General features: G+C 63.2%; 23 protein-coding genes, 1 tRNA gene and 1 pseudogene. 16 read left to right on the top strand and 9 right to left on the bottom strand.

Features of this window, described 5'->3' with window-relative positions; genetic code table 11:
- Positions 1-287 precede the first annotated feature (287 nt).
- The gene (locus JHW40_RS11475; protein ID WP_090618182.1) at positions 288-857 is read right to left on the bottom strand and encodes a hypothetical protein; all 570 of its coding nucleotides are present in this window, start codon (positions 855-857) and stop codon (positions 288-290) included.
- Here JHW40_RS11475 and JHW40_RS11470 point away from each other — a divergent pair.
- Positions 843-1178, top strand: a pseudogene (locus JHW40_RS11470) (IS5/IS1182 family transposase); the annotation flags it as partial. The gene JHW40_RS11475 and the pseudogene JHW40_RS11470 overlap by 15 nt on opposite strands.
- A gap of 296 nt (positions 1179-1474) precedes the next feature.
- Here JHW40_RS11470 and JHW40_RS11465 read toward each other — a convergent pair.
- From JHW40_RS11465 to JHW40_RS11455, 3 genes are all read right to left on the bottom strand, one after another.
- Complete coding sequence (locus JHW40_RS11465; protein WP_090617637.1) at positions 1475-1915, bottom strand: glycosyltransferase family 25 protein; 441 nt, start codon at positions 1913-1915, stop codon at positions 1475-1477.
- Positions 1916-2155: 240 nt separating this feature from the next.
- The gene (locus JHW40_RS11460; protein ID WP_090617635.1) at positions 2156-3379 is read right to left on the bottom strand and encodes a Wzz/FepE/Etk N-terminal domain-containing protein; all 1224 of its coding nucleotides are present in this window, start codon (positions 3377-3379) and stop codon (positions 2156-2158) included.
- A 3-nt stretch (positions 3380-3382) separates the two neighbouring features.
- Positions 3383-4261 carry a tyrosine-protein kinase family protein gene (locus JHW40_RS11455; protein ID WP_090617633.1) on the bottom strand — a complete coding sequence of 293 codons (879 nt, stop codon included), beginning with the start codon at positions 4259-4261 and terminating at the stop codon, positions 3383-3385.
- A gap of 155 nt (positions 4262-4416) precedes the next feature.
- Here JHW40_RS11455 and JHW40_RS11450 point away from each other — a divergent pair, with 155 nt between their 5' ends.
- Positions 4417-5424, top strand: coding sequence for a glycosyltransferase family 2 protein (locus tag JHW40_RS11450; RefSeq protein ID WP_244519388.1), 1008 nt, complete (start codon positions 4417-4419; stop codon positions 5422-5424).
- A gap of 4 nt (positions 5425-5428) precedes the next feature.
- Here JHW40_RS11450 and JHW40_RS11445 read toward each other — a convergent pair whose 3' ends face one another.
- Positions 5429-6184 carry a WecB/TagA/CpsF family glycosyltransferase gene (locus tag JHW40_RS11445; RefSeq protein WP_090617639.1) on the bottom strand — a complete coding sequence of 252 codons (756 nt, stop codon included), beginning with the start codon at positions 6182-6184 and terminating at the stop codon, positions 5429-5431.
- Positions 6185-6350: 166 nt separating this feature from the next.
- Positions 6351-8312 (bottom strand): DNA topoisomerase IV subunit B, encoded by a 1962-nt coding sequence (gene parE, locus JHW40_RS11440; RefSeq protein WP_090617629.1) that lies wholly within the window; start codon positions 8310-8312, stop codon positions 6351-6353.
- Positions 8313-8554: 242 nt separating this feature from the next.
- Here parE and ppk2 point away from each other — a divergent pair, with 242 nt between their 5' ends.
- The 10 genes from ppk2 (at position 8555) to JHW40_RS11390 (ending at position 16747) form a co-directional block, all read left to right on the top strand.
- Entirely contained in the window at positions 8555-9547 is a 993-nt protein-coding gene (gene ppk2 / locus JHW40_RS11435) for a polyphosphate kinase 2 (protein ID WP_090617626.1), read from the top strand.
- Between the two features lie 187 nt (positions 9548-9734).
- Positions 9735-11171, top strand: coding sequence for a cytochrome c oxidase accessory protein CcoG (gene ccoG / locus JHW40_RS11430; RefSeq protein WP_090617623.1), 1437 nt, complete (start codon positions 9735-9737; stop codon positions 11169-11171).
- Position 11172: 1 nt separating this feature from the next.
- Positions 11173-11628, top strand: coding sequence for a FixH family protein (locus JHW40_RS11425; protein WP_090617621.1), 456 nt, complete (start codon positions 11173-11175; stop codon positions 11626-11628).
- Between the two features lie 13 nt (positions 11629-11641).
- Positions 11642-13927 (top strand): heavy metal translocating P-type ATPase, encoded by a 2286-nt coding sequence (locus tag JHW40_RS11420; protein WP_090617619.1) that lies wholly within the window; start codon positions 11642-11644, stop codon positions 13925-13927.
- Positions 13915-14076: a cbb3-type cytochrome oxidase assembly protein CcoS gene (ccoS, locus tag JHW40_RS11415; RefSeq protein ID WP_090617616.1), complete on the top strand. Its 162-nt coding sequence runs from the start codon at positions 13915-13917 to the stop codon at positions 14074-14076. Before JHW40_RS11420 ends, ccoS begins: the two co-directional genes overlap by 13 nt.
- Positions 14077-14367: 291 nt before the next feature.
- Complete coding sequence (locus tag JHW40_RS11410; RefSeq protein WP_139208284.1) at positions 14368-14574, top strand: hypothetical protein; 207 nt, start codon at positions 14368-14370, stop codon at positions 14572-14574.
- Between the two features lie 60 nt (positions 14575-14634).
- A complete protein-coding gene (locus JHW40_RS11405) occupies positions 14635-14865 on the top strand; it encodes a transposase (protein ID WP_090617612.1) in 231 nt (76 codons plus the stop codon).
- A gap of 39 nt (positions 14866-14904) precedes the next feature.
- Complete coding sequence (locus tag JHW40_RS11400) at positions 14905-15837, top strand: IS5-like element ISPpa3 family transposase (protein WP_026155396.1); 933 nt, start codon at positions 14905-14907, stop codon at positions 15835-15837.
- A 62-nt stretch (positions 15838-15899) separates the two neighbouring features.
- Positions 15900-16253: a phage tail assembly chaperone gene (locus tag JHW40_RS11395; RefSeq protein ID WP_090616287.1), complete on the top strand. Its 354-nt coding sequence runs from the start codon at positions 15900-15902 to the stop codon at positions 16251-16253.
- A gap of 2 nt (positions 16254-16255) precedes the next feature.
- Positions 16256-16747, top strand: a complete 492-nt coding sequence (locus JHW40_RS11390; RefSeq protein ID WP_244519315.1) for a hypothetical protein — start codon at positions 16256-16258, stop codon at positions 16745-16747.
- A gap of 604 nt (positions 16748-17351) precedes the next feature.
- Here the strand turns inward: JHW40_RS11390 and JHW40_RS11385 are convergent.
- Together JHW40_RS11385 and JHW40_RS11380 are read right to left on the bottom strand one after the other, a co-directional pair.
- Positions 17352-17612, bottom strand: a complete 261-nt coding sequence (locus JHW40_RS11385) for a cupredoxin domain-containing protein (protein ID WP_139208231.1) — start codon at positions 17610-17612, stop codon at positions 17352-17354.
- Positions 17613-17668: 56 nt separating this feature from the next.
- A complete protein-coding gene (locus JHW40_RS11380) occupies positions 17669-17947 on the bottom strand; it encodes a hypothetical protein (protein WP_139208232.1) in 279 nt (92 codons plus the stop codon).
- 399 nt (positions 17948-18346) lie between these two features.
- Here JHW40_RS11380 and JHW40_RS11375 point away from each other — a divergent pair, with 399 nt between their 5' ends.
- From JHW40_RS11375 to JHW40_RS11360, 4 genes are read left to right on the top strand one after another with little or no spacing between them, the layout of a single operon-like run.
- Complete coding sequence (locus JHW40_RS11375) at positions 18347-18535, top strand: hypothetical protein (protein ID WP_090616293.1); 189 nt, start codon at positions 18347-18349, stop codon at positions 18533-18535.
- Positions 18532-18735, top strand: a complete 204-nt coding sequence (locus JHW40_RS11370) for a hypothetical protein (protein WP_090616296.1) — start codon at positions 18532-18534, stop codon at positions 18733-18735. Before JHW40_RS11375 ends, JHW40_RS11370 begins: the two co-directional genes overlap by 4 nt.
- Positions 18732-19124: a hypothetical protein gene (locus JHW40_RS11365; protein WP_090616300.1), complete on the top strand. Its 393-nt coding sequence runs from the start codon at positions 18732-18734 to the stop codon at positions 19122-19124. Before JHW40_RS11370 ends, JHW40_RS11365 begins: the two co-directional genes overlap by 4 nt.
- Positions 19121-19342 (top strand): hypothetical protein, encoded by a 222-nt coding sequence (locus tag JHW40_RS11360; RefSeq protein WP_090616302.1) that lies wholly within the window; start codon positions 19121-19123, stop codon positions 19340-19342. Before JHW40_RS11365 ends, JHW40_RS11360 begins: the two co-directional genes overlap by 4 nt.
- A 130-nt stretch (positions 19343-19472) precedes the next feature.
- Here the strand turns inward: JHW40_RS11360 and JHW40_RS11355 are convergent.
- Positions 19473-19568, bottom strand: a tRNA-Sec gene (locus tag JHW40_RS11355).
- Between the last annotated feature and the right edge of the window lie 42 nt (positions 19569-19610).

The raw sequence follows: 19610 nt of genomic DNA, 5'->3' as shown, positions 1-19610 counted from the left end.
GCTTGAGCCATGCCAGCTTCCCCTCGCGATACGCTTCATCGGCAAGGTATTTCTGCGACATGTGGTCGTGCCACTCATCAGTCCCGCGTCTGGCGTGATGGCAGGTAATGCACGTCCCGCCCTTCACCCATCGTTCTGATACATGACCCCATTTGCAGGGCTTGCCTGTAAAGTATCGCGGCAAGGAAAGGCTGCGGGCTGTCTCTTGGTCGATCTCATCCCCCCAATAGAACACCTCGGGGGGATCGCACTCAACCATAGGGAAACGCCGACAGCCTGCCTCTGGATCAGAATGCCCCATCGTCTTTACCCCAGTTCACAAGCCGCAGGGCAGCATCAGGATCAATGCCCGCCTCCTTCGCCTGTGCCAGCCCTTGGATCAGCGTTGCCATCGCACGGGCACGGCCAGACACGTCATAGGCTTGGACAGGGCGCATCACGTCGATTTCGATCTTGCCGCCCAGCTTCTCGCTGGCTTCATCGGCCATGAGCATCGCCATTGGCTGCAACGTCCAGCCTGCCAGATGCCGCTGCACCTCGCGCACCATCGGCCCGGTCGTCGCCGCATCAAAGCCACCCGGTAGGATGCCGAACGCGGTCAGGACGCTATCCCGCGCGGCCTTCCAGTTCTGGGTTGCCATGCTGGCTTCTAGGTTCGGGGTCAGCCCCTGCGGTCGCCAGTCGCCATTGGGGGCAACGCTGCCCTGCGCCGCGACGTTGACAGACTCACGCAGCAGGACGCGCCCACGACGCCCTTTGAAGCCCCGTGCCAGCGTCTCCAGATCGGTTGCCCGTGCTTTCAGGGAACGGCACGACGCTAGAGCCAAGCGGCGCATTCGCATACCCGCCGTTGCCATTCGGCGATCCTCGCGCGCGGTGGCACAGGGATCATTCTCATCCGCAGAAATGGCCGCCTCTGGAAAGAAGATTGCCCCGCTGCCCTGGCCCGCAACGACATCCTGAGGGCAACCCGGCGCCTCGGCCGGACGATTTGGAAAAGATGGTCCGGCGACCATGTCCGCAGCCGGGTCGAGGCCCGGATGAGGAACCTGAAATCCTTCGGCGAGCGGATCGCCTCGAGGGACCCCGACCGTCAGACAGCCGAGATCCACATCCGCGTGGCCCTGATGAACCGCTTCAATGCCCTCGGCACCGCCCAGATCGAACGCGTGGCATGAACTCAGCCGGGAAAAGCGGCATTATGTCCTGAAAACGACTTCTGCAACAATGCCGCAGAACAGGTTCGCCCGTTCTGAATCAGTATTCGGGCAGATCATGCCTATCTCCAGACACGACAGACCTCATTGTATCTGCGGGCATCGCTACTGTCAGCCGCCCCTTAACCTGTTCTTCCACCGCCGAAGCAGACCGATCAACTCTCGCAGAACCGGCACCTCGTCCTTCAGGGAAAGGGAAGCGATATCCGTGCGCGACGCCCGCTGATAGCCAAGTGCCGGGATCGCCACCAGGGTTCTTAACTGTGGATAACTGGCACGGAACCAACTATAGGCGCCATCGACATGCATTGGCCCGCGCTCCGGATCACCCGGCGCACGGGCGAGTATCGCCCGAAAAAAGGGACGAGCATCTCGATAGCCGGACGACGAAAGGCAATGAAATGCGCGCAGACAAGCCCCTGGCCAGGGTCCAACAGTCCCAGCCCGCTTCCCAACGGCGTGACGCCCGCCATGTCAGGCGTGGAAAAACCATAGAAGATCGCCCAATCCTCCCGCGCCAGTGCGGCAAGGGTCGTAGGTGCGCGTTCCGTAAAATCACGGGTGCAGTTCAGATCGTCCTCGCAGATCAGAACAGTTTCGGCACCGCCGTCCAGCGCCTGCTGCAAGATCGCCAGATGGCTGAGAAAGCAGCCGCGCGCACCTATCGAAGAAAACGGCCCGGCATCGGTGGGGCGCACCGCGTCGAATAACTCAATGTCCGGGTGATTTCACGACAATCAGATGGGCTGTATTGCTGCTGGAATTCTTGCCTCCGGTCGCGTCGAGATGACAAGTTGATGACGCGCATCGCCCCACAATTCGCCAGCAGCAATTCGCCTGCATCAGTCTGTATCGTATCAGAAGCGGCAGACATCGAAATATCCTCGGCGTCATGTCGTCCTCATAAGATGAAGCGGCTTGGACAGACTGGAGCGCAGTCAGCCTTTGCGGTGCTTTGGCAAGGTTGGCAGTGTCACCACCGGGCGCAGGCCCGATGCCTGCTCGATTTGCGAAGGAGAGCGCAGTACCGGGCGCAGGAACTCCAGCCCCAGCGCGACCAGCCCCGCCAGCAGCATCGATGCCGCCAGCCCCATCACCATCAGCTTGCGCCTTGTGGAATCCAGCGGGTATTGCGGCGGTGCCGCCCTCTCCAGCAGGATGAACTGATCGTTGCGATATTCCTCATCCATGCGTTGTGCGGTCTCGGCCCCGGCGCGGCGGGCGGCGGCTTCCGTCATCTGGCCGCGCAGCAATGTCAGGCGCCGGTCAAATGCGGCCATCTGTGCCTCGGCATTGGCCGTGCGCTGGCCCGAGCCGCGGATCTCCTCGGCCCGGCTGCGCAACTGGTCTTGCCGGGCCAGCAACACCTCGACCTGACCCGTGATTCGTTCATGCGTGCGCTGCTCGACCGAGCTGAGCGGGGCCTTGGCCGCCAGCTCCGCCAGTTGCGCCCGCTCTCCCAGCAATTGCGCGTCGATCGAACTGAGCTCCTGATCGATCGAGAGCAGTTCTTCGGGCCGGTTGTCCAGCGCAGTGGGCAGGAATTCCAGATTCTCATTACGGAAGGCGGCCACCTCCTGCTCGACCCGGTCGATCTGCTCCAGCAGGCGCCGCTCTTCCTCGCTGTAGAAGCGCAGCGTTTCCAGCGCGCGTTCGGTCTGGGTGCTGGCATTCATCTCCAGCACCTTGTTGGCCAACTCATTTGCCACATCGGCCGCCAGCTGCGCCGAAGGCATCGTCGCAGTCACCCGCAGGATACCCGGCCATTGCTCTGCGCCAAGGCCGGTGCCTCCGGTCACCGAATCGATGCGGATCGCACTGGCGAACAGACCTATCCTTTGTTCGTCGCTGAGGCCCGGAATATCGGTGAACAGGCCGAAACGATCCGTCAGTTCCAGAATATTGTCGCGCACCATCAGCCGGGCCTGCACCAGTTGCAACCAATAGGCTGCGGCGATCCGGGGCGTGCTGCCGCGCGGATCCTCGGCAACGCCGCCGCGCGGGGTCTCGATCTGCATCAAGGCCGAGGCGCCATAACTGTGCGGACGGCTTTTGGCATAGAAAAAGCTGCATGCCGCCCCGATCAGAATGATGATCGCCATCACCCAGAAACGCCGCCGGATGATGCTGACGATATCGCCAAGGGAACCGATGGTGATCATGACTTAACCCGAACCGTTGCGGCGCCCGAACAGGCGCCCGAAAAAACTGGCAATGGCGACGTGAAGGGGCTGGCGGATCTCGCCCCGGTTGAGAACCAGCCCGACCAGCGTCGTGCGCCCCTCGCACAGCCGCTCGACCGCGCGCATGTCGGCGGCGGTGGTCACCGTGCCATCGGCCACCAGCAGGATGCCGTCCATCTCGGGCAGGATCGAAAGCGCCTGATCCGAGCCCAAAAGCGGCGGCAGGTCATAGATTTCGGCGGTCGGGCCGAAATGGTCGCGAATCTCGCGCAGGGCCAGCCCGGTCGCGGGTTCCTGCAATATCTCGGCGCTGTTCATGGCCGGCTGGCTGTTCAGCAGCACCGCCAGATTGTGACGGGCCAGCCGCAGATGCTCGGCAGCCGAACGCCGGCCCGACAGGACATCTGCCAAGGCCCCCGGCGCGGTTACCCCGAACAGACGGGCAAGGCTGGGGCGGCGCAGGTCCATATCGGCTAGCACCACCCGAGCCGAGGGGCGCCGCGCCAGTGACAGCGCCAGATTGGCCGCTACGAAGGACGCCCCACAACCCGCCGTCGGGGCGCAGACGCCCAGCCGCAGGATGCCATGTTCCTTCATCGCCCCCGAAACCATCGTGCGCAGGAAATCGAACCGGGCGACGATATTACTGTCCTCTCCATCCGCATAAAGGTGATGGCGCGCCAGCGTTTCAGGATCCAGCACCAGAGGCTTCAGCCCGCCCCAGCGCGACAGGTGATCGTTCTCGGATATCGCCGCATGCGCTGCCGCCCCGCGGTCAAGCCGCAGGCGCGCGACCTTCAGGGGCGGGTTTTCCGGTTTTGCCGGTTCATTCTGCGGAACTTCCTGTGAAATCGAACTCATACCTGCTATCCGCTGAAACGCCAGTCGGGGGAATGACGCATTACAACTCTCCGTAACAGATACCGGATGGGAATCAATTTATACATTTATTCAGGCGCGACCTGTTTTATACAGACACAGACGGGTGCGCATCTTTTTTTTGACAGGGTATCATGGTGGCTCAGCAGCAGAATACCGGCAAGACCTTGCCGGCGATCGACGCAATCGTGATCGGCCGGAACGAGGGCCAGCGGCTGATCGACTGCCTGTCATCGCTGCAGGCGGCGGGAATGCGACGGCTGATCTATGTCGATTCCGGCTCGACCGATGGCAGCACTGACGCGGCAAGGGCGGCTGGTGCCGAGGTGATCGCGCTGGACATGACGCGCCCCTTCACCGCCGCGCGGGCACGCAATGCCGGGCTGGAGCGGATCGCGGAGGATCGCGACCTGCCCGATTTCGTCCATTTCGTCGACGGCGACTGTCAGCTTCAGCCCGGCTGGTTGCAGGTGGCCGCCGATTTTCTGGCCGATCATCCGCAGGTCGTCGTGGTCTGTGGCAGGCGGCGCGAACGCCATCCGCGGGCCTCCGTCTATAACCGGCTTTGCGATCTGGAATGGGATACGCCGGTCGGCGAGGAACTGGCCTGCGGCGGCGACGCCCTGATGCGCACGCAGGCCCTGCTGGCGGTCGGTGGCTTTCGCGACGACCTGATCGCGGGCGAAGAGCCCGAGCTGTGCCTGCGCCTGCGTCGTGCGGGCGGGCAGATCTGGCGGCTGGATCACGAGATGGTACTGCATGACGCCGCCATGACCCGGTTTTCGCAATGGTGGCGGCGGGCAAGGCGGGCCGGTCACGCCTTCGCCGAGGGCGCGGCGCTGCATGGCGCCCCGCCCGAGCGGCATTGGGTGACCGAGACCCGGCGGGCGATCTTGTGGGGTGCGGCGCTGCCTCTGGCGATCCTGCTCGCGCTGGTGCTGATGCCTGCCCTGGGGGTGCTGTTGCTTCTGGCCTATCCGGCGCAGGTGCTGCGGATCGCGGCGCGGCACGGGCTGTCGCGGCGCGAATCCTGGGAATATGCGGCATTCACCGTGCTGGGGAAATTCCCCGAGGTGCTGGGGGTGCTGGGCTTTTGGAGGAACCGGCTGTTGGGGCGTCAGGGGCGGCTGATCGAATACAAGTGAGGCATCATTCCGCCCGTCGCAGCCCCAGTGCCGCTCGCACCTGCCCCGGCAGGATCGCGGCACAGCGGGCATAGCGCGGCACCAGCCGCCGCGGCGCCGACAGCATGCGCCAGACCCATTCCAGCGCCAGCCGCCTGACCCAAAGCGGCGCCCGGCGCTGGTTTCCGGCCAGAAAGTCCAACCCCGCCCCGACCGAGGCGAAGCCGACGGCCGGAGCCTCCCGCCGCCCGCGCGCCGCCAGAATCTCTTGTCGGGGCGCGCCCATCGCCAGAAAGCACATCCGCGCGCCGCTGGCCTGAACCTGACGCAGCAAGGCGCCTGCCTCGTCCGAATGCGGATCGAAGCCCATCGGCGGGGCGATGGTCGCCACGATGGGCGCGCCGGGCACCAGTTCGCACAGCCGGGCCGCCGCCGCCGTCAGCGCCTCATCGGTGCTGCCGACCAGTGCGACGGGACAGCCTTCTTCAGTCGCCAGCCGTACCAGCGGCACCACCAGATCCGACCCCGGCACAAGGCTGACCGGACGCCGCGCCAGCCGCGACAGCCAGATGATCGGATTGCCATCCGCCACGACCAGATCCTGCGCGGCATAGGCGGCGCGGAAATCCGCATCCTCCTTAAGCTTGACCAGATGATCCAGATTGATCGTGGCCAGCGCAAAGCCCCTGCCCGCCCGCCAGCGATCGCGAATCTCGGCCATCAAGGCGGGCTGGTCGGGCATGTTCACCGTGATCCGGTGATCGGGATAATCGAATTGCATCATGTCTCCGTAAGTGCCCGGACGCCGCGCCGCAGCAACTGCCCATTTGGGCAGCTGTCAAAGGCCTCACCAGTGCTTTTGCAAAGGTTCGTCCCGTGCTGGATACGATCTGTCAAGCCCTTGACCGGATCGCTGCGGTCGATACCGATGCCGCAGCCTGATCTGATCAGACGTCCAGTTCCTCGACGAAGCGGGCGTTTTCCTGAATGTACTGGAAACGCAGCTCGGGCTTCTTGCCCATCAGACGCTCGACCAGATCGCCGGTTTCGCCGCCCTCGTCGTCGTCGATCGCCACCCGGATCAGTTTGCGCGACTCGGGATTCATCGTCGTGTCCTTCAGATCCTTGGCGTCCATCTCGCCCAGACCCTTGAATCGCTGCACGTCGATCTTGCCCTTGCCGCCCAGCCCCTTGACCAGCATCCGTTCCTTTTCCGCATCATCGGCGACATAGACCCGATGCGCCCCCTGCGTCAGCCGATAAAGCGGCGGGCACGCCAGATAGAGATGGCCCTTGTCGATCAGCGGCCGCATCTGGGTAAAGAAAAATGTCATCAGCAGGCTGGCGATGTGGGCGCCATCGACATCGGCATCGGTCATGATGATGATCTTGTCGTAACGCAGGTCATCGACGTTGAACTTTGTGCCCATGCCGGTTCCGATGGCCTGACACAGATTGTCGATCTCCTGATTCGCGCCCATCTTGCTGGAGGCCGCGCCCAACACGTTCAGGATCTTGCCACGCAGCGGCAACAGCGCCTGATTGGTCCGGTTGCGAGCCATCTTGGCGCTGCCGCCCGCGCTGTCGCCCTCGACGATGAACAGCTCGGTGCCGTCGCGGGCCGAATTCGAGCAATCCACCAGCTTGCCCGGCAGGCGCAGCTTCTTGGTCGCGGATTTGCGGGCGGTTTCCTTTTCCTGACGGCGGCGCAGCCGTTCCTCGGCCCGCAGGATCAGGAAATCGAGGATCGCGCCTGCCGATTTCGTGTCCGAGGCCAGCCAGTTGTCGAAATGGTCGCGCACCGCGCCCTCGACCAGACGCGCGGCCTCGGTCGTGGCCAGCCGGTCCTTGGTCTGGCCGACGAATTCCGGTTCGCGGATGAAGCAAGACACCAGCGCGCAGCCGCCGGTCAGCAGATCCTCGCGCGTGATCTGGGCGGCCTTCTTGTTGCTGACCCGTTCGCCATAGGCGCGAATACCCTTGAGGATCGCGGCCCAGAAACCGGCCTCATGCGTGCCACCCTCGGGCGTGGGGACTGTGTTGCAATAGGACTGGATGAAACCGTCGCGCGACGGCGTCCAGTTGATCGCCCAATCCACCTTTCCCGGCGCATTGAAACGCTTGAAATCGACGCTGCCGGCAAAGGGACGGTCGGCATAGGCGGTCGCGCCGCTCAGCGTCTCGGACAGGTAATCGGCCAGCCCGCCGGGGAAATGGAAGGTCGCCTCGCGCGGGGTTTCGCCGTCGTCGATCTCGGATTTCCAGCGGATTTCCACGCCCGAGAACAGATAGGCCTTGGATTTCACCATCTTGATCAGCCGCGCGGGCTTGAAGCGGTGATGGCCGAAGATTTCCTCATCCGCGTGGAAGGTGACGGTGGTACCGCGCCGGTTCGGGGCGGCGCCGATCCGTTCGACCGGCCCCTGCGGGACCCCGCGCGAAAAGCTTTGCTGGAACAGTTCCTTGTTGCGGGCCACCTGCACGACCATGCTGTCGGAAAGCGCGTTGACGACCGAGGCCCCGACCCCGTGCAACCCGCCCGAGGTCTGATAGGTATCGCCCGAGAACTTGCCGCCCGCATGCAACGTGCACAGGATCACCTCCAGCGCGGATTTGCCCGGGAACTTCGGATGCGGATCAATGGGAATACCGCGGCCATTGTCGCGGATCACCACGCTGAAATCGGCCAGAAGCTCGACCTCGATGCGGCTGGCATGTCCCGCCACGGCCTCGTCCATCGAGTTGTCGAGGATCTCGGCCACCAGATGATGCAAGGCGCGTTCATCGGTGCCGCCGATATACATGCCGGGTCGCTTGCGAACGGGCTCCAGCCCCTCCAGCACCTCGATCGAGGCGGCGGAATAGCTGTTGGCGCTTGCGTCGGCGGCGGAAAGAAGATCGTCGGCCATTCGTCTGCTCGTTCTTGTTCTGATGCGCGCGGACTATCTCATGTCAGGGCGGGGCGCGGCAAGGGCTTGCGGCGCGCAGCGGCTGCCACCTGTTCCGCGCACCCTTGGCGGCTTCCTGCCGGAATTGGCAGAGCGGCTTGCCGCAGCGAAACCAGGGACCCGGAATTTGATCCTGCTCAAGGTGGTCAGGCGGCGGATCGTGTATCATCCGCCGCATTGTGACGAGTTCATTTTGTGAGGTGATGATGACCGAGATTGCCGCCCCCACCACCATCGAGGCCCGTCCGGCCGTACCCCCGGTTGAGGCCCAGCCTGTCCCCGCACCGCATCGAAGGTCGCGCAGGTCGGCCGTGCAGGGCTTTGAAAACGGCCGATATCCCTATTCAAGCCGCATGGGCCGACGCGCGTATGAGGCCGAAAAGGCCCTGCTTCAGGCGGAACTGCTGAAAGTCCAGCTTTGGGCGCAAGAAACCGGCCAGAAATTCGTGATCCTGTTCGAGGGTCGCGACGCCGCAGGCAAGGGCGGCACGATCAAGCGCTTCAACGAGCATCTGAACCCGCGCTTCGCCCGCGTCGTCGCCCTGAACAAACCGACCGAGGAAGAGCGCGGCCAGTGGTATTTCCAGCGCTACGTCCAGCACCTGCCGACCTCGGGCGAAATGGTCTTCTACGACCGCAGTTGGTACAACCGCGCTGGCGTCGAGCGGGTGATGGGCTTTTGCAACCCGAACGAATACCTGGAATTCATGCGTCAGGCGCCCGAATTCGAGCGGATGCTGGTTCGCTCGGGGATCAGGCTTTACAAATACTGGTTCTCGGTCACCCAGGACGAACAGCACCGCCGCTTTCTCTCGCGCGAGACGGATCCGCTGAAGCGCTGGAAGCTGAGCCCCATCGACAAGGCCAGTCTGGACAAGTGGGCCGACTATACCGAGGCGAAAGAGGCGATGTTTTTCTATACCGACACCGCCGACGCGCCCTGGGTCATCGTCAAATCGAACGACAAGAAGCGCGCCCGGCTGAACTGCATGCGCCATTTCCTGTCCACGCTGGATTATCCCGACAAGGATCTTGCGGTGGTGACGCCCCCCGATCCGCTGCTGGTCGGGCAGGCCAGCCACGTGGTCCATGGCGCCGCCCATATCCTGGGTGCGGCGCAGCATCCCGATAAGCGCCAACGGAGATCAAGGCAAGACATACCCGCGAAAGAGGCCCAAGGCGCATCAGCATCCTAGCGTAACCATCTGATTTTCAGTAAAACTGTCAAACCAGTACCGATGTCGCGGCGATCCTTGCGGCGGCGGCATCGGACGGATCCACCCCGCGGCAGGCGGGCGGGAAAAACACCCCGACTTGATACAGATCAAGGCAGGTCCGCGCCGCCCGGCCTAGACAGGCCCTGCGAAACAGGAGCCAACCCATATGTCCAGCCCGCAGATGGACCCGCCAGGTCTGTATGCCGCGCGAGAACCGATCTTTCCCAAACGAGTCAAAGGCAGGTTCCGCACTCTCAAGTGGGTCGCCATGGCGATCATGCTTGCGATCTATTACATCACCCCGTGGATCCGCTGGGACCGCGGCCCGAACATGCCCGATCAGGCGGTGCTGGTGGACCTTGCCAACCGCCGTTTCTTCTTTTTCTGGATCGAGATCTGGCCGCATGAATTCTATTTCGTCGCGGGCCTTCTGGTCATGGCGGGGCTGGGGCTGTTCCTGTTCACCTCGGCGCTGGGACGGGTCTGGTGCGGCTATGCCTGCCCGCAGACGGTCTGGACCGACCTGTTCACCATGGTCGAGCGCTGGGTCGAGGGCGACCGCAACAACCAGTTGCGCCTGCACCGGCAGAAATGGAACAGCCAGAAGATCCGGCTGCGCGCTGTCAAATGGTCGCTGTGGCTGCTGATCGCGCTTTGCACGGGGGGCGCGTGGGTGTTCTATTTCACCGACGCGCCGACGCTGCTTGGCAACCTGCTGGCCGGGCAGGCCCATCCGGTCGCCTATATCACCATCCTGACCCTGACCGCGACGACCTTCTTCTTCGGCGGCTTCGCGCGCGAACAGATCTGCATCTATGCCTGCCCCTGGCCACGCATCCAGGCCGCGATGATGGACGAGGACACGCTGACCGTCGCCTATCGCGAATGGCGAGGAGAGCCGCGGGGCAAGGCGCAAAAGGGCACCGCCGCCGCGCCGCAGGGCGATTGCATCGACTGCATGGCCTGCGTGAACGTCTGCCCGATGGGGATCGACATCCGCGACGGACAGCAGATGGAATGCATCACCTGCGCGCTGTGCATCGACGCCTGCGACGAGATCATGGAGCGCGTGGGCAAGCCGCGCGGCCTGATCGACTATCTGGCGCTGCGCGACGAAGAGGCCGAACGCACCGGCGCCGCCCCCCGGCCGGTCTGGAAACATGTCCTGCGTCCGCGCACATTGCTGTATTTCACGCTGTGGTCGGGGATCGGCGTGGCGCTGGTGGTGGCGCTGTTCATCCGCTCGGCGGTTGACCTGAACGTGACGCCGGTGCGCAACCCGACCTTTGTGACCATGTCCGACGGCTCGATCCGCAACACCTACGAGCTACGGCTGCGCAGCAAAGAGCACGAGCCCGCGACCTATCGCATTTCGGTGGGCGGCGATGGCACGCAGGATCTGGTTCTGGCCATCGAGGGCGCGCAAGACGACAATGTCGTGGTTCCCGCCGACCAGACGCTGGAACGCCGGGTCTATCTGACCGCGCCGCCGCAATCGGCTCTGGCCCGCACCCCCTCGCAAAAGATCGATCTGGTGATCGAGAATATCGACAACCCGGCGCGCGCCTCGGTCGCGACCGTCTTTCACGGAAAGGGCCAGTGACATGAAACGCGAACTGACCGGCCGCCATGTTCTGGCCATCACGCTTTGCGCTTTCGGTGTCATCGTCGCGGTCAATCTGGTGATGGCCTTCAAGGCGGTGGGCACCTTTCCGGGGCTGGAGGTGCAAAACAGCTATGTCGCCTCGCAAAGCTTCGACCGCGACCGGGCGGCGCAGCAGGCGCTTGGCTGGACCGTCCAAGCAGGCCATGACGGGCAGCGGCTGACGCTGGAAGTCACCGACCCTCACGGCCAGCACCCGATGATCCGCGAACTGTCGGCGACGATCGGCCGCCCGACCCATATCCGCGAGGACCGGGTGCTGGACCTCACCTATGACGGCGGCATCTTCAGCGCCCCCGCCGATCTGGCTGCGGGCAGCTGGATCCTGCATGTGACGGCGACGGCGGCTGACGGAACCGAGTTCCGCCAGCGTCTGGACCATATCGCCCGCAACTAGGAAAGGGGACCCCATGGCCGAACTCTCCGCCGCGCGGATCAGCGCCTGCCCCGCCTGCGACGCAGCCCCTCTGGCCGAACGGCTGGCCGACAGGGCGCAACCGCAGGCCAGCGGCGATCTGATCCTGTCGCTGCCCGCCGCCCATTGCGCCGCCTGCATCACCGATGTCGAACGCGCGCTGACCGCCCTTCCCGGCGTGCGCAGCGCGCGCGTCAACCTGACCCTGCGTCGCGTCACCGTCGATGCGCCCCAACTGACCGCCGAGGACCTGATCCCGGTCCTCGGCGCCATCGGCTTCGATGCGCATGAACTCGACCCTGACGCCCTCTCGGCCACCACCGCAGACCGTCAGGGCCGCGACCTGCTGATGCGGATCGGCGTGTCCGGTTTCGCGATGATGAACATCATGATCCTGTCGGTCGCCGTCTGGTCGGGGGCCGAGGACGCGACCCGCGACCTGTTCCACTGGATTTCCGGTGCCATCGCCCTGCCCACGGTGGCCTTCGCGGGCCGGCCCTTCTTCTCCAGCGCCTGGCGCGCGCTCAAGGCTCACCGCCTCAACATGGATGTACCGATCTCTCTGGCGCTGGCCAAGACGCTGGCGATCTCGCTTTTCGAGACCATTCTCTCGGGCCATCACGCCTATTTCGACGCGGCGGTGATGCTGTGCTTCTTCCTGCTGATCGGGCGCTATCTCGACCACCGCACCCGCGCCCTCGCCCGCTCTGCCGCGGCCGAGCTTTCGGCCCTCGAAGTCCCCCGCGCCACCCTGCTTCGCACTCCTTCCAAATACCTTGCAGGGGGTCCGGGGGACGCAATGTCCCCCGGCCTCGCCATCAGCGCCATGGCCGAGGAAACCGTGCCCGTCTCGACCCTTCGCCCGGGCGACCTGATCCGCATCCGCCCCGGCGGCCGCATCCCCGCCGATGGCGAGATCGTGGACGGACATTCCGAAATCGACCGCGCCTTGCTGACCGGCGAGACCCTCCCCGTCCCCGCCGCGCCGGGGCTGGTGCTGTCGGCGGGCGAGGTCAACCTGACCGGGCCGCTGGTCATGCGGGTGATGGCCGCGGGCCGCGACAGCTCGCTCGCCCGGCTGACCGCATTGGTCGAGGCCGCCGAATCCGCGCGTGGTCGCTATACCTCGCTGGCCGAGCGTGCCTCCCGCGCCTATGCGCCGGTGGTGCATGTGCTGGCGCTGGTCAGCTTCGCCGGCTGGTTCTGGGCCACGCGCGATCTGCGGCTGTCGGTCAATATCGCGGCGGCGGTGCTGATCATCACCTGCCCCTGCGCTCTGGCGCTGGCGGTGCCCGCAGTGGCCACGACCGCCTCGGGACGGCTGTTCCGGCGCGGGCTGCTGATCAAGGACGGCACCGCGCTGGAGCGTCTGGCCGACGTCGATACCGTCGTTTTCGACAAGACCGGCACCCTGACACTGGGCCAGCCGCAACTGGTCTCGCCCGATCCCCTGCCCCGATCCCTGCACCCCGTCGCGCGGGCGCTGGCCACCGCCTCGTCGCATCCATTGTCGCAGGCGCTGGCCTCGGCCCTGAAGGACACCCCACCCGCGCAGCTGGACGACCTGCACGAACAACCGGGCTTCGGCGTCGCCGCGCGCTGGAACGGCCAGCAGGTGCGTCTGGGCCGCGCCGACTGGCTGGGCGCCCATGACACCAGCGACGATGCGCCGACCAGCGCCACATGGCTGGCCATCGGCAGGCAGACTCCGATCCGGCTGGACTTCACCGACAGCCTGCGGCCCGGCGCCGCCGAATGCGTCAGCAGCCTGCAACGGCAGGGCGTCCGCGTCATCCTGCTGTCCGGAGACCGCCCCGCCGCCGTGGCCGATATCGCGGCGCGTCTGGGCATCACCGAATATCATGCGGGCGTCTCGCCCCAGGAAAAGGCGGCGATGGTCACCGGGCTGGGCCAGCAGGGCGCGCATGTGCTGATGGTGGGCGACGGGCTGAACGATACGGCGGCGCTGGCCTCGGCCCACGCTTCGATCTCGCCCGCCTCGGCGCTGGATGCCGCGCGGGTGGCCAGCGACATGGTGCTGACCGGCAAGGATCTGGCGCCCGTCGCCGATACGCTGACCGTGGCCAAAGCCGCGACCCGCCGCATCCGCGAAAATTTTGCCATCTCGTTCGGATATAATTTCATTGCCGTGCCGGTGGCGATCGCGGGCTTTGCGACACCGCTGTTCGCGGCGCTGGCAATGTCAATCAGTTCGATCACCGTCACGCTGAACGCATTGCGGCTGCGCAAGGCACAAGGAGAAACGCGATGGAAATCCTGACCATTCTGATTCCGGTCTCGCTGGGGCTGGGCGCAACCGGACTGGTCGCCTTCATCTGGGCCCTGAAATCGCGACAGTTCGAGGACCCCAAGGGCGACGCCGAACGCATCCTCAGCGACGCATGGGACGACCGGCCCAAACCGGACTGACCCGATCATGGCGGGCGGGATACCCCCTCCGCCATTTGCCAGGGCACTGATTCTGTAACCGCCCCCGACGGTATGGATGTGCCATATGTGGATGTATATGGACCCCGCCTGATTGCAACGGTTTGGTTGGCTCTGGTTCAGAGCTCGCCATTGCGGACGTATATCCGGCTTCTCCGAGCGGCCCGATCCTTCGTCGCCGCGAGCCCCGTTGGATTTCCGCGCGTTTCTTCCTTAATGCCCCCGTGACATCGACCTCTGCCGTGCCGGTCCACACATCAGGTGCTGGAAGCGATGGGAGCGACCCTTTCACCATCTCCGGCCAAGTTGCTGCAATGTGGCTCCTGCCCGGGTCGGGTCATCGGAACCATCATCCAAAACCGTATCGCCAATCCTGTCGTCGTCGTGGATGAGATCGAAAAAGCTGGCACCCCCGTCTCTACGAAAGGCAGCGTCTTCGGTAAGCGCGACGCCGATCCCCTCCTGCCATTTTTGAGTTGATGCCTTCATTCTCCACGCACATGTGCGGCGGAGGTTTTGGATTTGGAGAGAGACGGCAAAATGGGCGTCCAATTGGACGGCTCTATAGGCGTCGGGGTCTCGCGGCTTGAGGTGATCGGGGGGCCAAGCGGTCGTCGGCGGCGGACGAAGGCAGAGCGGGCGCGGATCGCGGCGGAGAGCATGATGCCCGGGGTGACGGTCGCAGATACTGCGCGCAAGCACGGCACGACCCGCTGGCAGATTTACGATTGGCGCAAGCAGATGGCGTTGTTGCAGAACTCCGTTTTCTGAGGGATTCACACTGCGAATCCAGTGGGCTAAGGGGCGAGTATGAGCAAGCCTGAGCCCACCCGCTACCGCACGATGAACTGGAAGTCCTACAACGATGCCTTGAAGCGGCGCGGGTCCCTTCTGATCTGGCTGGACAAGGACATGGTTTGGCGCGCACCCAAATCCGGATGCAATGGTCGGCCGCCGGTCTTCTCTGATGCCGCGATCCAGTTCTGCTTGATGGTGAAGGTTCTGTTCGGCCTGCCTCTCCGGCAAACGACAGGGATGGTGGCGAGCATCCTTTCGATGGCCGGGCTCGACTGGCGGGTGCCCGATTTCTCGACCCTGAGCCGCAGGCAGAAGCGCATCACGGTTCAGATCACGAGCCGCCGTGCGCCGGGGCCGCTGAACCTGCTGGTGGACAGCACCGGGATCAAGTTTCTTGGTGATGGGGAATGGCTTGCCCGCAAGCATGGCCCGCATCGCCGACGCCAATATCGTAAGGTTCATCTGGCGATGGACACGGCTACAGGTGACATCCGCGCCGTCGAATTCACCTCAAGCCGTGAAGGCGACAGCCCTGTTCTGCCCGACCTGCTCAACCAGATCCCAGAGGATGAACAGATCGGCACCGTCACCGGCGACGGTGCCTTTGACACCCGACGCTGCCACACCGCGATCCTGGATCGAGGCGGCACCGCTATCATCCCGATCCGGAGGAATGGCCGTCTCTGGAAGGAGGATTGCCCCGCAGCCAGGGCGCGCAACGAGATCCTCCGGGCAACCCAGCGCTTGGGCAGGGCCATATGGAAGCGCTGGTCAGGTTATCACGTCCGAAGCAGGATCGAGGCAAGGATGCGCTGCCTCAAGGCCTTCGGTGAACGCATCTCATCACGAGACCCGGACCGCCAGACCGCCGAAATCCATATCCGCATCGCCCTCATGAACCGCTTCAATGCCCTCGGATCCGCCGAGATCAAACGCGTGGCATGAACTCAACGCGGAAAGGGAAAACTGCGCTCACACACTGACTTCTGCAACAACGCCTATGGCCGATGAACGTCAAGAAACACCTCTGCGCCGCGCTGAAAGCCAGTCTGGAGGGCGGCAAGGTCAGGATGCCGGAAGTCGGTGCCCCGCTGCTTGAGGCCTTCACAGCCCTGTCCCGCGCCCGCAGCTACGGTATGAACGGCCCGAACCCGATCAGTTGGCAGGATCTGTTCGCATGGTCGCGGATGATGCGCCAGCCGGTCGAGCCGCGCCACGTCGAAATCATCATGGCTTTGGATGAGGTCTGGCTATCCCACGCCTACAGCAAGGAGCGGCAGGCACCGGAAGGCGTGAAGACGCTGCCGCCAGTTTCACAGCACCCGATCAACGCGGCGCTTCTGGACGCCATGCTGGGATGAATATGCAGTCGCATAGGTTTCTGAAAACTCAGGGGCGGCGGGATCGGGACCGCCATCGAGGCAAGCTGGGCAAAGGCCGCTTCGATGCCCTGGTGAAGGAACTGGTCGCGGTGATCCGGCTGGCATTCGAGGCCGGCGCGACAGCCACGTTGTTCGGGCTTGAAGGCCCGCTACGCCATGGCATCCGGTCCGATCTGTGCAGGCAGGGCTGGAAGTGGCAGGACGCCGACGACATGGCCCGCGAGATACTGGCGACGGCTTTCCGAAGGGTGAATGCCACGCGCCCAAGCTGGAACGAGGGGCAACTGGAATGGACAATTCAAGCCGGAACTCTGATAGGTCGCGCTTCATGCGCTCGCTGTCACAAGCCGCTGCCGGATGGCAGGCCGAAGTTTTGCAGCGATCTGTGCAAGCAAAGCCATCACAACCATCTCAACAAGCTGAAAGAGATGAGCGAGGATCAGGTGGTCAGGTCTTCGATCCGCTGGATTTAAGGCATAGCTGCGAACAATGCGGCACCGTCTTTGAACGGTTTTCATATGGGGGCAGGCTATATTGTTCTTCCCGATGTGCCGAAGCCGCACGGACAGCGTTAGAGCGCCAAGCACGGGCCGCTGAGAACGCCAAGAAGCTATGCGTGCAATGCGACCGCCCGATGCCGCCGCACAAAAAGAGAAATGCCGTCTATTGTTCCAACAGTTGTGCATGTAAAGCGGCGGCGCGAAAAAGGGCGGCACGGTCGACCCCTCGGAAGTGCGAGACATGTGGAAATAAATTCCACCCTGACAGCGCCACCCGGCGCTTTTGCAGCCACGCCTGTTCTGTGGAGGCAACGCGCATTCATCCGACCCGTGAGTGCGAATGGTGCGGCGGTGAATACAGATCACGAAACAAAGGGGCGTCCTTTTGTTCGTTGTCCTGTGTGTCGAAAGCCGGATGGGCCTCCGGTCGGCTCAGACATTTCCCTCGCAAGTTGACCGCCGAGAGGTTGGATCGGCTGCTGGCACCACCCCGCCGGAAACGGCGCTACGTCCAGCGCCTCACCCGCGCCCGCCTCGATAAAATTCTAGACAGGCTCGCGAGGTAAAAATCTGTATCTCACTCTATGACAATCACTGCGCTGATGAAGTTAGGAGAGATAACATTTATAATTCGCCCTGGAAATGTTCGTGCGGGCATGTCCGACAGCGGTTTCGCATCTTCTCCGTCTGGTCCTGTGAGGATTATCTTCAATGCCTCGACGGCAGTATCCTCAAGCTTGAGGAGCGGATGCTCATATTTCTCTATTCTGCCCGTGAAACTTACTTCATCACCACCCTCAATTACACGGAATTCGTATCTTTTTCCGACTTCAAACATTTATTTCTCCAAGAAAACCAGTGGGGCCGGATATTCTTTCTATCCGGCACTCACGGTTAGCGATCCAAGCAGAGGAACAGATCTTCCGCGATATAGCTGTCGCCGGGGAGCATTCTAGTGGATGCTGGTTCGGCTCTTGTCTTTCCGCCCGCTTGGCAGATGCGCGTGGCCTCTGCCTGCGTTTTGGCCTTGGCTTGTTCTAGGGTGTCCGAAGTCAGTGTCGATCTTTGAATTTTCACGCTTGCGCCGTTGAAGTCGCTCACAATCGGGCTGACGGGCGCACATCCAGCAAGAGCACCTAAAATGATAGAACCGCAGACAAAAATCGGGCGCATGTTCAATCTCCGTTATCTGATTCGATAACGAATAATCACATAACGGTGACCACATTGATAGGCGGAAAGTAGCCTACTGCGCTCCACGCCGGATACGCACATAAGCTGATCAATCCCGCACCACCAGCTTACCGCGCCGCTCCTCAAGATAGATGCGGATCATCTCGGGCCTCGATGGCTCAGGGTCTAGCTTGGACCGCTGCTGGTCGAGCCAATCCAGAAGGTCAGGCTGCAGACGTACACCGACCAGTGTCCCGGTTTCTGGCGGGCGGCGCTTAGGTTTCGTGTTATCATGAGTTGACGTGTTCATAAATTGGTGTTATCACGAAAGCAGGCCGGACGGAAGTCCTACCTTCCACCCGGCCCTAACCGAAACACTGATCAACGGAGGATCAGCGAATGGCTATTCATTGCCATAACACAGTCGGCTTGCCTGTCGCCAGCCTGCACGAAATCCACGACATGCTCATCTTGGCGCTGGACGCCACCGAGCGCCGCACCGGCTATTCACAGGCCGAGCGAGAGGCCCGCAGCTACATGCGCGCTGCACTGCGCCGCACCGTCAAGCTGATGGAGGTGGCTGCATGACCGCCCTTGAACAGCATATTCAGAACCAGCAGAACCGCGCCTGCCAGCTTGTCGGTGTTCTCGAAGCCATTGCCACCTTGGACAATGAGGGCATCGCGGAAAATGCGGTCACGGCGCTTATACACGTCGCCCTCGATATAGCCCGTGAGGTCAACGATGGGCTGGATAGCGCCGCCCTTCCGAAAGGCGGTGCAGCATGAACCGCCGCGCCCTTCTCAAAGCCATTCCCGCCGTTGCCGCTGCTGGTGTTGTCCCGGCTGTGACGCTGTCGGGGGAGGTTCTGCCACCAGAAGATGAAACCCGGATCATTGCCTTGTTTCGACGCCATCAGGAGCTGGTTGACCAAGCCGCAGCCTACGGGAACGAGACACTCATCTTGGACGCCCCGGACGCCGAAGAGATCATGGATCGCCTGTTCTACAACGAGATCTTTGCAATCGAGGAAAAGATGATGTCGATCCCGTGCAAGACGCCGGGCGACTTCGCCGCCAAGATGATCGTGGCTACCAGCCGGGGCGAAGTATCCTCGGATTGGGAGGAAGGCGAGATCTGGGCCGAGGCCCGCGCTCTGGTGGGGATGATGACATGACGCAGGCGACTGAGCAAACCCCCGAGGGGCAAGAGATCCTCGACATATTTCACAAGCTGGACTCCACCAAGAAACTGATCTTTCTGGGCGGCTTCCGCGGCCTTTCGTCAGGTGTGTTCACCGTCGAGCAGTTCCAGCAGTGGGTGCAGGAGCGGTTCGACCGGCACGACGCCGGGGAGAAATTGACCGTCGCTGATCTGGAACTGCCGAAAAGCTGACAGCCCGCCCCCGGCTTCGGTCGGGGGCAGAACCCTCATGCGACAATTTTTCTTTGGGGGATTAATTGGCGCGATAAACTGAAAGTAAACTGATAAAAATGTTAAATATCAATTCATTAGTCGGATTATTTGGCGGACGGGAATGGGAGTCGAACCCACCCGGGACAGGCTCGCTGCCCCAACCAGATTTGAAGTCTGGCCGCCCCACCGGGGACGATTCCCGTCCGTGATCCTGTCGTGCAGGTCAACCTAATGGCTGAGGCGCGCA

This window comes from Paracoccus alcaliphilus, from assembly GCF_028553725.1.
Classification (GTDB): domain Bacteria; phylum Pseudomonadota; class Alphaproteobacteria; order Rhodobacterales; family Rhodobacteraceae; genus Paracoccus; species Paracoccus alcaliphilus.
This window is presented reverse-complemented; position numbering and strand designations above follow the sequence as displayed.